This window comes from Buttiauxella sp. (assembly GCF_049686335.1).
Taxonomy (GTDB): domain Bacteria; phylum Pseudomonadota; class Gammaproteobacteria; order Enterobacterales; family Enterobacteriaceae; genus Buttiauxella.
In genome coordinates, this window is sequence record NZ_JBAVHX010000008.1 from 1 (window position 1) to 15306 (window position 15306).

General features: G+C 50.8%; 11 protein-coding genes. 1 reads left to right on the forward strand and 10 read right to left on the reverse strand.

Going from position 1 to position 15306, the window contains the following annotated elements; all coding sequences use genetic code 11:
• From WBL83_RS05410 to lptD, 7 genes are all read right to left on the reverse strand, one after another.
• The coding region (locus tag WBL83_RS05410) for a contractile injection system protein, VgrG/Pvc8 family (protein ID WP_424588184.1) at window positions 1-314 on the reverse strand (314 nt) is incomplete at its 3' end.
• Between the two features lie 251 nt (window positions 315-565).
• Window positions 566-1417: a bis(5'-nucleosyl)-tetraphosphatase (symmetrical) ApaH gene (gene apaH, locus WBL83_RS05415; protein ID WP_424588185.1), complete on the reverse strand. Its 852-nt coding sequence runs from the start codon at window positions 1415-1417 to the stop codon at window positions 566-568.
• Between the two features lie 4 nt (window positions 1418-1421).
• Entirely contained in the window at window positions 1422-1799 is a 378-nt protein-coding gene (gene apaG / locus WBL83_RS05420) for a Co2+/Mg2+ efflux protein ApaG (protein WP_183270629.1), read from the reverse strand.
• Between the two features lie 2 nt (window positions 1800-1801).
• Window positions 1802-2626: a 16S rRNA (adenine(1518)-N(6)/adenine(1519)-N(6))-dimethyltransferase RsmA gene (gene rsmA / locus WBL83_RS05425; RefSeq protein WP_424588186.1), complete on the reverse strand. Its 825-nt coding sequence runs from the start codon at window positions 2624-2626 to the stop codon at window positions 1802-1804.
• Window positions 2623-3612 carry a 4-hydroxythreonine-4-phosphate dehydrogenase PdxA gene (gene pdxA / locus WBL83_RS05430; RefSeq protein ID WP_424588187.1) on the reverse strand — a complete coding sequence of 330 codons (990 nt, stop codon included), beginning with the start codon at window positions 3610-3612 and terminating at the stop codon, window positions 2623-2625. The genes rsmA and pdxA overlap by 4 nt, the downstream gene beginning before the upstream one ends.
• Window positions 3605-4897: a peptidylprolyl isomerase SurA gene (surA, locus tag WBL83_RS05435; protein ID WP_424588188.1), complete on the reverse strand. Its 1293-nt coding sequence runs from the start codon at window positions 4895-4897 to the stop codon at window positions 3605-3607. The genes pdxA and surA overlap by 8 nt, the downstream gene beginning before the upstream one ends.
• Before the next feature lie 56 nt (window positions 4898-4953).
• Window positions 4954-7362 (reverse strand): LPS assembly protein LptD, encoded by a 2409-nt coding sequence (lptD, locus tag WBL83_RS05440; RefSeq protein ID WP_424588189.1) that lies wholly within the window; start codon window positions 7360-7362, stop codon window positions 4954-4956.
• Window positions 7363-7745: 383 nt separating this feature from the next.
• On the opposite strand from lptD, the gene djlA reads away from it, so the two are divergent.
• Window positions 7746-8552, forward strand: coding sequence for a co-chaperone DjlA (gene djlA / locus WBL83_RS05445; RefSeq protein WP_424588190.1), 807 nt, complete (start codon window positions 7746-7748; stop codon window positions 8550-8552).
• 129 nt (window positions 8553-8681) lie between these two features.
• Here the strand turns inward: djlA and rluA are convergent, their stop codons facing one another.
• From rluA to polB, 3 genes are all read right to left on the reverse strand, one after another.
• Window positions 8682-9341, reverse strand: coding sequence for a bifunctional tRNA pseudouridine(32) synthase/23S rRNA pseudouridine(746) synthase RluA (rluA, locus tag WBL83_RS05450; protein WP_424588191.1), 660 nt, complete (start codon window positions 9339-9341; stop codon window positions 8682-8684).
• A gap of 137 nt (window positions 9342-9478) precedes the next feature.
• Entirely contained in the window at window positions 9479-12385 is a 2907-nt protein-coding gene (gene rapA / locus WBL83_RS05455; RefSeq protein WP_424588192.1) for an RNA polymerase-associated protein RapA, read from the reverse strand.
• A gap of 271 nt (window positions 12386-12656) precedes the next feature.
• Entirely contained in the window at window positions 12657-15017 is a 2361-nt protein-coding gene (gene polB, locus WBL83_RS05460) for a DNA polymerase II (RefSeq protein WP_424588193.1), read from the reverse strand.
• Window positions 15018-15306: the final 289 nt, after the last annotated feature.

The following is a 15306-nucleotide window of genomic DNA, read 5'->3' on the forward strand; positions in this document are numbered from 1 at the left end:
TGTGAGCTGCGCCAGAACTCGGGGCGGACTGACATGGTGTACAAGGTCTGATGTTTACCGCTGTCGCCCTGCTCGCAGAAGGTGACGATACCGCGCACCCGGCGTTTAATTTCTTCGCCCTGCCAGATAACCAGCGTGGCTGTTTCATCAAGGATATTTTTGAAGTCAATTGCCGGATCCTTGCAGGCGACGGTGATATCCAGGCTGAACAGGGAAGATAGCGACTGCTTGAGTTTAAAACCCACCACCGCAAAGGTGTCCGCCGGAGTATGCCCGGCGGTGAAGGTAAAGCGGGTGCCGTCTGAAGCCATCATGTTATTCCTTCAACAAATTGATGAATCATTGACCTGAATCGATAAATCCCTTCGATTCATAAATCAAGTAAATACAATAAAATCAATAAGATAAGTTGAGAAAAATAAACCGAATGAAGGGAAGTAACTGTGATCAACATCACATAGAGGAAGTAGCGAAACAGACAGATTTTGTGCGGAATAGTATTGGTATTTATTCAGTTTAAGGGTGAATAAATACCAGTTTTTTTAGATATGAAATGAAGTGAGTTTTATGAAGCGATAGCCGTTTCACCATCGCCCACATCTTTCTGGCGATTGGATGGCTGAACGAAATAGGTTTTGTCTTCCCAGCGTAAGCAAGTTAACTCGCCACCCCAGCAGCAGCCGGTATCTAATCCGTAAATCCCTTCCGGTGTGCCTTTACCTTCCAGTGATGCCCAGTGCCCAAAGATAACGGAATATTCAGCAGTCACAGGACCAGGGATTGCAAACCACGGTTTAAGTGGTGCTGGCGCGCTTTCTGGCGTGTCTTTACAGTACATATCCAGTTGCCCGTTCGGGAAGCAATAACGCATACGAGTCAATGAATTGGTAATAAACCGCAGACGCGCTAACCCTGAGAGTTCCGGCGACCAGTTATTCGGCATATCGCCATACATCGCGTCGAGGAACAGCGGGTAGCTGTCGCTGGATAACACCGCTTCGACATCACGCGCACAGGCCATCGCTGTAGGTAAATCCCACTGTGGTGTAACCCCTGCGTGAGCCATCACCAGCTTTTTCTCTTCATCAACCTGAAGCAGAGGCTGGCGACGTAACCAGTTAAGCAGTTCGTCAGCATCGGGCGCTTCCAGCAATTGGGAGACGCGATCTTTGGGTTTATTGCGGCTGATGCCGGCATAAACTGCAAGCAGATGCAGGTCGTGGTTACCGAGCACCAGACGCACGCTATCGCCAAGCCCGCGCACAAAACGCAGGACCTCAAGTGAACCAGGCCCACGCGCGACGAGATCGCCCGTAAGCCATAAAATATCTTCGCCAGGCTTAAAATCAACCTGCTGTAGTAGGGCGACCAGTTCATCGTAACAGCCGTGAACATCGCCAATCAGGTATGTAGACATTGTATTAGTGAATGAAGGCTGGAATAGCCAGACGGAACACGGGAATAGCCACGCGGAAAGCGTCGCCCTGAGAGTCGACCATTTCGTAATGGCCTTGCATGGTGCCAAGCGGTGTTTCAAGTACCGCACCGCTTGTATAGCTGTATTCGTTGCCCGGCTCAATATGCGGCTGGACGCCAATCACGCCCTCGCCCTGAACTTCAGTTTCATGGCCGTTACCATTCGTGATAAGCCAATAACGGCCAAGCAATTGCACCGGCGTTCGCCCCAGGTTACGGATGGTGACGGTATAAGCAAAGACGAAACGTTCGTGCTCCGGAGAGGACTGGGATTCGATATAGACGCTTTGTACCTGAATGCATACGCGGGGCGAATTTAACATCGTTAACTCTCCTTCGGCTGCTGCGGATGCTCAGCCAAATAGTTTGCCAGTTGGCAATACTGTGCGACTGAGATGTTCTCAGCACGCAGGGTTGGGTCGATTCCCAGCTCCGCCATCACTTCAACGCTAAAGATATGGCCAAGGCTATTACGAATCGTTTTGCGACGTTTATTAAAGGCTTCAGTGGTGATGCGGCTTAATACACGCAGTTCTTTTACTGGGTGCGGTATTGTTGCATGTGGTACCAGGCGGACAACGGCAGAATCCACTTTCGGAGCCGGTGTGAAGGCCGTGGGTGGCACTTCAAGCACTGGGATGACATTGCAATAATACTGCGCCATTACAGATAAACGGCCATACGCTTTACTGTTTGGGCCAGCAACTAAACGGTTTACCACCTCTTTTTGCAGCATAAAGTGCATGTCAGCAATGGCATCAGTATAGCTAAAGAGATGGAACATCAATGGCGTGGAGATGTTATACGGCAGATTGCCAAAAACGCGCAACGGCTGACCAATTTTTTGCGACAGCTCTCCAAAATCCATGGTCATGGCATCTTGCTGATAAATCGTCAGCTTAGGTGCCAGGAAAGGATGAGTTTGCAGGCGCGCCGCAAGATCACGGTCCAGCTCGATAACGGTCATCTCATCCAGGCGTTCACCCACAGGCTCGGTTAATGCGCCGAGGCCGGGGCCGATTTCAACCATTGCCTGGCCTTTTTGTGGATTAATTGCAGAGACAATACTGTCGATAACGAACTGGTCATTAAGGAAGTTTTGTCCAAAACGTTTACGGGCTAAATGGCCCTGGTGGACACGAGTATTCATTGAGTATTAGTAATCATTTTGATGGCGAGATTAAGCGCCGTAATAAAACTGCCGACCTCAGCTTTCCCCTGACCGGCTAGTTCTAGCGCGGTTCCATGGTCAACTGAAGTGCGGATAAAAGGTAAGCCTAGCGTGATATTTACCGCCCGGCCAAAGCCCTGGTATTTGAGCACCGGTAAGCCTTGATCGTGATACATCGCCAGCACTGCATCGGCGTTATCAAGATACTTTGGTTGAAACAGCGTATCTGCCGGTAGCGGGCCAGAAAGATTCATTCCCAGACCACGCATTTCATTCAGTACTGGAATGATGGTATCAATTTCTTCAGTACCCATGTGACCACCTTCCCCGGCATGGGGGTTGAGGCCACAAACCAGTACGTGCGGCTGTGCAATACCAAACTTGGTTTGCAGGTCATGATACAGGATGGTGATTATCTGGCGTAATAAATCTGGCGTTATCGCATCAGAAATGGCTTTTAGCGGCAGATGCGTGGTGGCCAGGGCAACGCGTAACTCTTCGGTTGCCAGCATCATCACAACTTTTTCGCTGTGCGATCGCTCTTCAAAAAACTCGGTATGGCCGATGAACGGGATACCGGCATCGTTGATGATGCCCTTGTGTACCGGCCCGGTAATCAGTGCGGCAAATTCGCGGCTCATGCAGCCGTCACACGCTCGAGCCAGCGTTTCCACCACATACTCACCGTTTCGCACATCTAACTGCCCAGGGACCACTGGCGCGCGTAATTCGATGGGTACAACGGTAAGTGTGCCAGCAGGTTGCGGGCTTGCAGGGGTATCAGGCTGATAGGTTCGAAGCTTGAGAGGAAGGCCGAGGAGGGCAGCACGTTCCATAAGGAGTTCAGGGGAAGCCACGACGACCAGTTCAACAGGCCATTCGCGGCTTGCCAGTGCGATGACCAGGTCGGGGCCAATCCCGGCGGGTTCGCCGGGAGTGATGACCACACGATGGAAATTAACCATTGCTGCCTAAAATTTTCACGTAAGCAGAGGCACGTTGTTCCTGCATCCAGGTTTGTGCTTCTTCAGAGAACTTACGGTTGAACAGCATACGATAGGCACGATCTTTCTGCGCGACATCGGTCTTATCAACGTTGCGAGTATCCATCAGTTCAATCAAGTGCCAGCCAAATGAAGAGTGAACAGGCGCACTCATCTGACCTTTCTGCATTTTTGACAGCGCATCACGGAACGCGGGATCATAAATCTCAGTAGACGCCCAACCTAAATCACCGCCCTGGTTAGCAGAACCAGGATCTTCAGAGAACGATTTTGCCGCTTCTGCGAAGGTTGTTTTGCCGCTCTTAATATCCGCCGCAATGGCGTTCAGCTTAGCTCGTGCCTGATCGTCACTCATAATCGGTGAGGATTTCAGCAAAATATGGCGAGCGTGAACTTCGGTCACAGAAATGCTCTGGCTTTGACCACGCAGATCGTTCACTTTCAGAATGTGGAAACCCACACCTGAACGAATCGGGCCGATAACATCACCTTTTTTCGCCGTGCTTAATGCCTGAGCGAAAATAGATGGCAGCTCCTGGATGCGTCCCCAACCCATTTGACCGCCTTTCAGGGCTTGTTGGTCAGCAGAGTAGGTGATTGCCAGTTTGCCGAAATCCGCGCCGCTTTGTGCTTGCGAAGCAATATCGCGCGCTTGCTTTTCCGCATCATCTACCTGAGTAGAGGTTGGGTTTTCCGGCAGTGGAATCAGGATGTGGCTCAAGTTGAGCTCGGTGCTGCTGTCGTTTTGGCTGCCGACTTGCTGCGCGAGAGCATCGACTTCTTGCGGCAGGATAGTCACACGACGACGGACTTCGTTATTACGCACTTCCGAAATCGTCATCTCTTTGCGAATCTGAGCACGGTAAGTATTGTAATTGACGCCATCATAGGCCAGACGGCTACGCATCTGATCCATGCTCATTTTGTTTTGTGCCGCGATATCAGCAATGGCTTTATCAACCTGCTCATCGGTCACTTTGACGCCCATCTTCTGACCCATCTGCAGGATAATTTGATCCATGATCAGACGTTCAATAATTTGATGACGCAGCGTGTTGTCGTCAGGAAGTTGCTGCCCGGCTTGTTGGGCACCTGTCTTCACTGATTGCATCATGCCATCAACGTCACTTTCCAGTACTACACCGTTATTCACTACGGCTGCAACTTTGTCGACCACTTGTGGGGCCGCGAAAGAGGTATTCGCCACCAGGACGATACCGAGAAGCAGCGTTCTCCAATTCTTCATACTTTTTCCATTTTTACTTGGCCGCGAAGCGGATTACGTTTTCTAGTCAAAGTGAATTACATCGAGCTTTGATACGGCAGAATGTTCGAACGCAACATCTGCTGTGTGCCCAGGCCATAGTTGGAACTCAGGCCACGTAACTCGATGTTAAAGCCAATTACGTTGTCGTATTTGCTTTCATTGTTTTCCCAGCCATTAATTTTACGCTCGTAGCCTAAACGAATCGCATAACAGCAAGAGTTGTACTGCACTGCCAACATAGAGTCAGCGGTTTGTTGCGCATTAGTGTCGTAGTAATAAGCCCCAACGACAGACCAACGTTCAACGATCGGCCAACTTGCCGTCATCCCAACTTGTGAGATGCCGTCTTTATACTGTGAAGCATTGGTATCAATCCCAGGCACCGTTGCACGGATGTACTCAGGGCTTGCGTAACGGTAGTTGAATTGCATCAAACGGTCGATGTCACGACGATATTCGACAGCGCCGCTGCCCGTTGCAACGTTGTTCAGACGCGCATCGTACTGGACTCCGCCACGTAAACCCCAACGGTCAGTCATACGCCAATAAGTGTCACCAGCCCAGACCATTGACCCGGTTTTCTTATCTTTTTCCCACTCAATATTGTCATCGCCAGTCTGAGATTGAGTGAAGTAGTAGATTTGACCCACAGAAACGTTAAAACGTTCAACGGCCGCATCGTCATAAATGCGGGTTGTCACGCCAGTCGTTACCTGATTGGCTGATGCGATACGGTCAAGACCACCGTAAGAACGGTCACGGAATAAACCGCTGTAGTCTGATTGCAGCAGTGAAGAGTCGTAGTTATTGATATTGCTCTGATCGCGATACGGCACATACAGATACTGTACGCGCGGCTCAAGCGTCTGTTCCCAACCTAAAGCTGAGTCCATAGGGCGGTCGAAAATCAACTTACCGTCCATTTTGAACTGCGGCAGAACACGGTTAACCGATTCTTCTAAACTGTTCGCACTAGCGAGTGTTTTTTGATAGTTCTTATTGTTTGGATTGCTCTTGAATTGGTTCAATGCGTAAGCTTGGTATGCTTCTACATTACTTTGCTGATAATGCGTCGCCATCAGTTTGGCTTCAGTATTCAGACTTGCCCAACCGTTTGATAATGGCAGGCTAATGACCGGTTCAATATGAAGACGGGTCGCTTCAGGCTGGTTATCATTCACGTTAGTGAAATGAACGGCTTGGCCATAAATACGCGTATCAAATGGACCAATGTCATTTTGGTAGTAATTCATATCCAGCTGCGGTTGGGCGCTGTAGGAATTATTACCTCTTTGCGAATCAAACACCTGGAACTGTTTGGTCGAAAGCGTGGCGTCGAAATTTTTGTCAGAATAACCGACACTAAATTTCTGCGTCGCATAACCGTCGGTACTGGAACCGTATTGCGAACTAAAATCGTTAAAGTAGTTAGGATCGCTGACTTTGGTGTAGTCAATGTTGAAACGCCACACCTGATCCATCACCCCACTGTGATTCCAGTAGAATAACCAGCGGCGCTCATCCCCTTCAGGGTTTTTGGCCAGATCGTCTTTATATTCTTTATCTGAAAGCAGGTAATCGAATTCCATGATACCCGCACCGGCCTGGGTCAAATAACGGAATTCGTTTTGCCACTGCATGCCACGCTCTTCCATGTAATGCGGAGTGATCGTGGCATCAAAGTTTGGTGCGATGTTCCAGTAATACGGCAGAGTGAACTCAAGACCGCTATTGCTGCTGTATTTCGCATTTGGGATCAAGAAACCGGAACGGCGTTTATCACCGATCGGCAACTGTAAATATGGGCTGTAAAACACCGGAACCGGACCCACTTTAAAGCGGGCGTTCCAGATTTCCGCGACTTCTTCTTCGCGGTCCTGAATCACTTCACTACCGACTACGCTCCAGGTGTTAGAACCCGGCAGGCAGGATGTAAAGGTGCCATTTTCCAGAATGGTGTAGCGGTTATTGCCACGCTGTTTCATCAGGTCGGCAGTGCCGCGTCCCTGACGATCCACCATCTGGTAGTCGCCTTGCCAGACGTTGGTATCTTTGGTGTTCAGGTTTGACCAGGCTTTTGGCCCTTTAAGAATGACCTGATTATCGTCGTAGTGGACGTTGCCAACAGCATCGACGGTGCGAATGGGATCAGGTTGACCTTCAACTTGTTTCTGGTGTAGCAGAACTTCGTCAGATTGCAGGCGGCTATTGCCTTGCTGAATGTCTACATTGCCACTAAACGCCGCATCGTCAGGATAATTTCCTTTTGCGTGATCGGCATTTATAGTGACAGGCAGGTTGTTGGTATCCCCTTCAACCAACGGACGGTTGTAACTTGGGACGCCAAGCATACATTGCGACGCGAGATCGGCCGCCATGCCTTGTTGACTATACAGCGCTGCGCCAATCAAAGTGGCCAGCAAGGTGGGAATACGTTTTTTCATACGTGTTATTCGTTGTTCCGTCATCAATGGCTTATACCCATCATCATTCAAGATGCAGAGGCGTTGGCGGCACTTAGTTATTCGACTCATCATGAGCCTCACCCTTGCGGGGCCGCTCTAAGCAGCGTTCAAATCTGTTTCGAACAGATTTGTAGTTCCCGTCACTGGGTTAACTTAATGACGGGATATTTTGTCACTTGCCGCTTTGCTTCATATTGAATGCTATAGGGTATAGCGTCGGCAAACGGTCAGAGACTAACTTACTCATCACTACAGCGCTAGTGTTAATCCTGCCCGTTCAGCTGTCTGCCGTTAGGCACTGCTATCAATGACGGGTATGATAAAGCAAATTCTAGCCGACGACATGACGATTTGGGGAGTATATGCAGTATTGGGGAAAAGTACTCGGTGTCGCAATAGCACTTATGATGGGCGGTGGCTTCTGGGGTGTAGTGATAGGATTGCTGATTGGCCATGCCATCGATAAGGTGCGCAGCCGCCGTCAGTCCTGGTTTTCTAACCAACAACAGCGTCAGTCACTGTTCTTTAGCACCACATTTGAAGTGATGGGCCACCTGACAAAGTCAAAAGGGCGCGTCACGGAAGCGGATATCCAAATTGCATCACTCCTGATGGATCGTATGCAATTACATGGTGATGCGCGCAGTGCCGCGCAGCATGCGTTCCGGGTGGGTAAAGAAAATGGTTACCCGTTACGTGAGAAAATGCGTCTGTTACGCAGCGTATGTTTCGGGCGTTTTGACTTAATTCGGATGTTTCTTGAAATTCAAATTCAGGCGGCATTTGCTGACGGTTCTCTGCATCCTAACGAACGCGAAGTGCTGTATGTGATTGCCGAAGAGCTCGGTATTTCGCGTATGCAGTTCGATCAGTTCTTACGCATGATGGAAGGCGGGCAGCAATTTGGCGGTGGCTATAACCAGTCGCAAGGTGGTTTCCAGCAGCAACGTGGGCCAACGCTTGAAGATGCATGCAATGTCCTGGGCGTGAAGAGCAGTGACGATGCCACCATCATTAAGCGCGCGTACCGCAAGCTAATGAGTGAGCACCATCCGGACAAACTGGTCGCCAAAGGTTTACCACCAGAAATGATGGAAATGGCCAAACAGAAGGCGCAGGAGATTCAGAAAGCGTACGATCTGATTAAGACGGCCAAAGGATTTAAATAAGAAAAGAGACCCTCACCCCGGCCCTCTCCCTCAGGGAGAGGGAGAAAACCGGATAATTCCCTCTCCCTGAGGGGAGGGAGAAAACCGGACAATTCCCTCTCCTGGGGGAGAGGGTTAGGGTGAGGGGATTTAGAAGTCAGCCGGAGCGCGAAACGTCATGGGCGTGCCGTATTCGGGATGGGTAATGGTCAGCATTTCAGCGTGAAGCTGCAAACGCGGAGCCATTGCCAACGCTTCGGGAGTCGCATAGAAACGGTCGCCAAGAATCGGGTGGCCCAACGCCAGCATATGCACACGCAGTTGATGCGAGCGTCCGGTAATAGGTTTTAGCAGCACGCGCGCGGTGTTATCCGCCGCATACTCCAGCACTTCATACTCCGTCTGTGCCGATTTACCGGTTTCATGACAAACCATCTGCTTTGGCCGGTTTGGCCAGTCGCAAATCAGCGGTAAATCTACCAACCCCTCTTCCGGCTGAGGATGACCCCAAACCCGCGCCACATACTGCTTCTTCGGCTCACGTTCACGGAACTGGCGTTTCAGTTCGCGCTCGGCTGCTTTGGTCAGCGCAACGGCAATCACGCCACTGGTCGCCATATCCAGACGATGCACGGATTCAGCCTGTGGAAAATCACGCTGAATGCGCGTCATCACGCTGTCTTTGTGCTCATCCAGCCGCCCGGGAACCGATAACAAACCCGAAGGTTTGTTAACGACCATAATGTGGTCATCCTGATACAGGATAACCAACCACGGATCCATTGGCGGATTGTAGGGTTCCATTAACATTTACTCTGCATCCTTCAAGCTGCAGCGGCGTTGGCTGCTTTCGTACACCCCAGTCACTTAATTTAGTAAGCTCCTGGGGATTCTCTCTCATGCCGCCTTGCTGCAACTCGAATGATTTGAGTAAAGCGGTGCAAAAACTATTGGTGTGTCACCACGATCAAACGCAAAGCATCCAGTCGCCAGTTCGCTTGCGAGAGGCTTTCCAGCACTTGTAGACGGTTGCTCTCGATGGCTTCGAGTTCATCATCACGAATGTTTGGATTAACCGCTTTCAGCGCTTCCAGGCGGGAAAGCTCAGAACTCAGCTTCTCATCTGCTTCTTCGCGAGCCGCTTTAATCAAGACTTGCGCAGCCGCTTCCACTTTCTCTTCTGCCAATTGCAAAATGGCGTGGACATCTTGTTGCACCGCATTCACCAGCTTGCTGCCGGTATGACGATTCACTGTGCTGAGCTGACGGTTGAAACTTTCAAACTCGACCTGAGCGGCAAGGTTGGTTCCGTTTTTGTCCACCAACATACGAACCGGCGTTGGCGGCAGGAATCGGTTGAGTTGCAATTGCTTCGGCGCTTTCGCCTCAACGACATACACCAGTTCCAACAGTAACGTGCCCACTGGCAGAGCTTTGTTTTTCAACAAAGACAATGCACAGCTACCGGTATCGCCAGACAGAATCAGATCCAGACCATTGCGGATGATGGGATGTTCCCATGTCACAAACTGTGCATCTTCGCGAGACAACGCCACATCACGTTCAAACGTAATGGTGCAACCGTCTTCTGGCAGGCCAGGGAAATCCGGTACCAGCATATGATCGCCTGGTGTCAGCACCACCATATTGTCGCCGCGATCGTCCTGATTAATGCCGACGATATCAAACAGGTTCAGCGCAAAGCTCACCAGGTTGGTGTCGTTATCCTGCTCAGAAATAGCCTGAGCCAGCGCTTGTGATTTCTCGCCGCCATTGGAGTGGATTTCCAGCAGACGGTCACGGCCCTGTTCCAGTTGCAACTTCAGCGCATCGTGCTGTTCGCGGCACTGTTTGATCAGCGTATCGAAACCGTCAGTATTTTCAGGTGCGGCAAGATATTCAATCAGTTGCGGATAAACGTTATCGTAAATTGCACGACCCGTTGGGCAAGTGTGCTCAAATGCATCCAGCCCTTCATGGAACCACTTCACCAGTACGGATTGGGCTGTTTTCTCAAGGAAAGGCACATGAATCTGAATGTCGTGCGCCTGGCCGATACGGTCCAGACGACCAATACGTTGTTCCAGTAAGTCAGGGTTGAATGGCAGATCGAACATCACCAAATTGCTGGCAAACTGGAAGTTGCGGCCTTCTGAACCAATTTCGGAACACAGCAACACTTGTGCGCCAGTGTCTTCTTCGCCAAACCAGGCTGCTGCGCGGTCACGTTCAAGAATGGACATGCCTTCATGAAACACTGCCGCACGAATACCTTCGCGCTCGCGCAACACTTGCTCAAGTTGCAGAGCCGTGGTGGCTTTGGCACAAATCACCAGCACTTTCTGAGAGCGGTGGCTGGTCAGATAGCCCATCAGCCATTCCACGCGTGGATCGAAGTTCCACCACGTGCCGCTGTCGCCTTCAAATTCCTGATAAATCTGCTCCGGATAGAGCATATCGCGTGCGCGTTCTTCCACCGATTTACGTGCCGCCATAATGCCTGACACTTTAATCGCGGTTTGATACTGCATCGGCAGCGGCAAACGAATGGTATGTAGCTCGCGTTTAGGGAAACCTTTGACGCCATTACGCGTATTACGGAACAACACACGGCTGGTACCGTGGCGGTCCATCAGCATGGAAATCAGCTCCTGACGCGCCGCATCGCTGCCTTCGCGGTTGCTGTTAGCGGTTTGCAGCAACGGTTCGATATCCTGCTCGCCAATCAGCTCACTCAACATATTGAGCTGATCATTAGTCAGATGGTTGCCTGCCAGCAGTAATGCAACGGCATCAGCCACCGGGCGATAGTGCTGCTGCTCTTCAACAAATTGCTCAAAATCGTGGAAGCGGCTTGGATCCAGCAAACGCAGACGCGCAAAGTGGCTTTCCATACCCAGCTGTTCCGGCGTTGCGGTTAACAGCAAAATACCTGGAATATGCTCAGCGAGCTGCTCGATGGCCTGGTATTCGCGGCTTGGGGCCTTTTCGCTCCACACTAAATGGTGGGCTTCATCGACAACCATCAAATCCCATTCGGCTTCACACAGGTGCTCAAGACGTTGCTTGCTGCGGCGCACAAAATCCAGCGAACAGATAACCAGTTGTTCTGTTTCGAATGGGTTATCACTGTCGTGCTGGGCTTCGGCGTAGCGTTCATCATCAAACAGAGAGAAACGCAGATTGAAGCGGCGAAGCATCTCAACCAGCCACTGGTGTTGCAGGGTTTCCGGCACCACGATGAGCACGCGTTCAGCGCTGCCAGCCAGCAGTTGCTGGTGCAGGATCATCCCGGCTTCGATGGTTTTACCTAAACCGACTTCGTCCGCCAGCAATACGCGCGGTGCATGGCGACGGCCAACATCGTGGGCAATGTTCAGCTGGTGCGGGATCAGGCTGGTGCGCATGCCGCGCAGGCCACTCCACGGTTGGCGATACTGTTCGCTTTGGTAAACGCGGGAACGATAACGCAGGGCGAAACGGTCCATCCTGTCAATTTGTCCGGCAAAAAGACGATCTTGTGGCTTACTGAACACCAGCTTGCTGTCGAGGAAAACTTCGCGCAGCACCGTACCCGCTTCTTCTGTATCCAGACGCGTTCCCGTATAGGCAAGTAAGCCGTTTTCTTCTTTAACTTCATCAACTTTTAGCTGCCAGCCTTCATGGCTGGTAATGGTGTCGCCTGGGTTGAACATCACGCGGGTGATAGGCGAATCATTTCTGGCATACAGGCGATTTTCACCGGTGGCAGGGTAGAGCAGGGTAACCATCCGTGGGTCTAAAGCGACCACAGTTCCCAGTCCCAGTTCGCTTTCGGTGTCGCTGATCCAACGTTGACCAAGTGTAAAAGGCATAAGATTTCGGCTCTATTATCAGTTACTAAGATTTGCAGGCAATAGCATAACGACCGCACGCAAAGGGGGCGGTAGTTCAAAAGTAGATTTAAGGATGATTCAGGAGGGCGCTATGGTACTGGAAGGGAACGCATTCGTCTATTCAAGCGCACGAACCGTAGGGCGGATAAACACAGTGTCATCCGCCAGAACAGGCAAAAATGGTGGATGACGCGGTCGCTTATCCACCCTACAAGACCCGTTCTTTTGCTTTTGCCCGACTCCCAGATAATCAAAACAGTCCTAATTGCCCTGTCATCAGTGTAGCAAAGTCATCCTCAAGGAAAGGTAAAATTCCTTCCGCCACGGGTTGTAGCTGGCGTGTCAGGTAATGGTCATAATCCAGCGCAGACTCCTGATAATCCACGGGCTCAGGGCCATTCGTGGTAATAACATACTTGATGGTGCCCCGGTTCTGGTACTGAGCTGGTCGTCCAAGTCGTTGATTATGTTCATCTGCGAGACGAGCCGCCCGCACATGCGGTGGGACATTTTTTTGATACTCGCTTAACGGGCGACGCAGACGTTTCCGATAAATCAGCTGCTCATCCAGTTCACCGGCCATCAAACTGGCGATGGTTTCGCGGATATAATCCTGATAGGGCTCGTTGCGAAACACCCGTAAATAGAGTGTTTGCTGGAAGGTTTGCGCCAGCGGGGTCCAGTCCGTACGCACCGTTTCCAGGCCTTTAAACACCATCCGTTGCTTATCGTTTTCCTGAATCATTCCGGCATAGCGTTTTTTGGAACCTTCAACGGTGCCGCGAATTGTCGGCATCAGGAAGCGGCAAAAATGGGATTCATACTCGAGTTCAAGCTTGCTTTCCAGCTGTTGAGTCTCATGCAGATGTGCTTTCCACCACGCGTTCACGTGCTCGACTAACTGTTTACCGATACGCGCAGCATCGTCTTCGGAATGCGCCTTTTTAAGCCATACGAAGGTGGAATCCGTATCGCCGTAAATCACGTCATAACCCTGTGCTTCAATTAGCGCTTTGGTTTGCAGCATGATTTGATGCCCGCGCATGGTTATCGAAGAGGCCAGGCGAGGATCAAAGAAACGGCAGGCACTGGTGCCTAGCACACCATAAAAGGCATTCATGATGATTTTTAGCGCTTGCGATAACGGCTTATTGCCATGACGTTTTGCCTCGTCACGGCCTGACCAGATTTGCCCGACAATGTCCGGCATGCAATGGGTAGTTCTGGAGAAATGCGCGCCAAGAAAACCTTCAACAGAATGCTTCGGTTCCGGATTTGCCATACCTTCTACAAGGCCGACCGGGTCGATAAGAAAAGTGCGGATAATCGACGGGTAAAGGCTTTTGTAGTCCAGGACCAATACTGAATCGTACAACCCCGGGCGCGAATCCATCACGTATCCGCCGGGGCTTGCTTGTGGCGGAACTTCGCCAAGGTTCGGCGCAACGTAACCGGCACGGTGCATGCGCGGAATATAAAGATGACCAAACGCCGCAACAGATCCACCGTGCCTGTCGAGCGGTAAACCATTTACCGTTGCCCGCTCAAGCAGGAATGGCATGAGTTCGGTTTTATGGAAAATCCGCGTCACCAGTTCGCAGTCTTTTAAATTGTATTTTGCGAGGGCGGGTTTATCTTCGGCAAAACGACGGTCAATTTCGTCCATCCGTTGCCACGGGTTATCAATGGCTTTGCCTTCGCCGAGCAGTTCCCGCGAAACGGCTTCCAGAGAAAAAGACGAAAAATTCCAGAAAGCAGATCGTAGCGCTTCGATGCCATCGATAATGACGCGGCCCGCAGCTTGCGCGAAAAATACCCCTTGCTTAAAGCCGTGTTCGCGCCACTCCAGCGGCATATTCTCGCGCCCCAGACGTAGTGGAACTTGATAACGATCGGCCATTTTTTGCAGCACCCTCAGGTCGAACTGCACCACGTTCCAGCCGATTAACACATCAGGATCGTGTCGGGAAAACCACTCGTTGAGTTTTTCGAGAAGCAGTGGGCGGCTGGAAACATATTCCAGCGTAAAATCCAGCCCGCTGGCGTCACCATTTTCTGGCCCAAGCATGTAGACGACACGCTGTCCGCAGCCTTCAAGGCCGATGCAATACAGTTCACCATGACGATTGGTTTCGATATCCAGTGACACCCACTTTAACGGTGGGCGGTAATCTGGTGCAGGTTTGAGCTTCGTTTCAACGACAATATTGTTTTGAGTCTCACCGCTAAACCAGACGGGAGCCGTGATAAAGCGCTCCATAAGAAAGCGTTCAGGTGGGCGAATATCGGCTTCGTAAACTTTGACCCCGCCATCGCGCAGCAGTTTTTCGATACGCATGAGTTGGCGATGCTTGCGGCAATAAAGCCCGCAAACCGGTTGGCGATGGAAATCTTTGAGAGGCAGCGGAGTCAGCCGGTAATGGCTTTCGTTCGCGAGTAGACGTACCGCTTCGGACTGTTGCGACTGGGGAATAAATGCGACCGACTCCTGGCGCGCCAGACGCACCTTCACCGGTCCATCGTCCGTTGCCAGCCAAAATTCAACTTCAGTACCGAGCGGGGTATCTCGCCAGTGACGCGTAAGCAAGAAACCCTGACGAGCTTGTGACACGCTGCATTCTCATAAAAGAAAAAGTGGTCTGATTATAGACCACTTTATGGAGAATTACTGATTTTATGTACAGTGGAAATGCATTTGAAAACCTAATAACTGCTCACACTGATAAGCTCAATACTGATTGAGTGCTCTCCCCAAACGATGCTGTATTGTTCAGAATCTGTACGGCTCTTTGCCCAGTAGGCATTCCAGACTCTCCCACCGCTGTATAGATGGTAATTATTTTTAACAAAGAATTGCTCTAATGTTTTTGATGCTTTAGTGACATTGTCAATATTATTCC

Coding starts and splice junctions, on each gene's coding strand:
- surA (WP_424588188.1), bottom strand. CDS start 4,897: ATGAAGAATTGGAGAACGCTGCTTCTCGGTATCGTCCTGGTGGCGAAT.
- lptD (WP_424588189.1), bottom strand. CDS start 7,362: ATGAAAAAACGTATTCCCACCTTGCTGGCCACTTTGATTGGCGCAGCG.
- apaH (WP_424588185.1), bottom strand. CDS start 1,417: ATGTCTACATACCTGATTGGCGATGTTCACGGCTGTTACGATGAACTG.
- pdxA (WP_424588187.1), bottom strand. CDS start 3,612: ATGGTTAATTTCCATCGTGTGGTCATCACTCCCGGCGAACCCGCCGGG.
- apaG (WP_183270629.1), bottom strand. CDS start 1,799: ATGTTAAATTCGCCCCGCGTATGCATTCAGGTACAAAGCGTCTATATC.
- rluA (WP_424588191.1), bottom strand. CDS start 9,341: ATGTTAATGGAACCCTACAATCCGCCAATGGATCCGTGGTTGGTTATC.
- rapA (WP_424588192.1), bottom strand. CDS start 12,385: ATGCCTTTTACACTTGGTCAACGTTGGATCAGCGACACCGAAAGCGAA.
- djlA (WP_424588190.1), top strand. CDS start 7,746: ATGCAGTATTGGGGAAAAGTACTCGGTGTCGCAATAGCACTTATGATG.
- rsmA (WP_424588186.1), bottom strand. CDS start 2,626: ATGAATACTCGTGTCCACCAGGGCCATTTAGCCCGTAAACGTTTTGGA.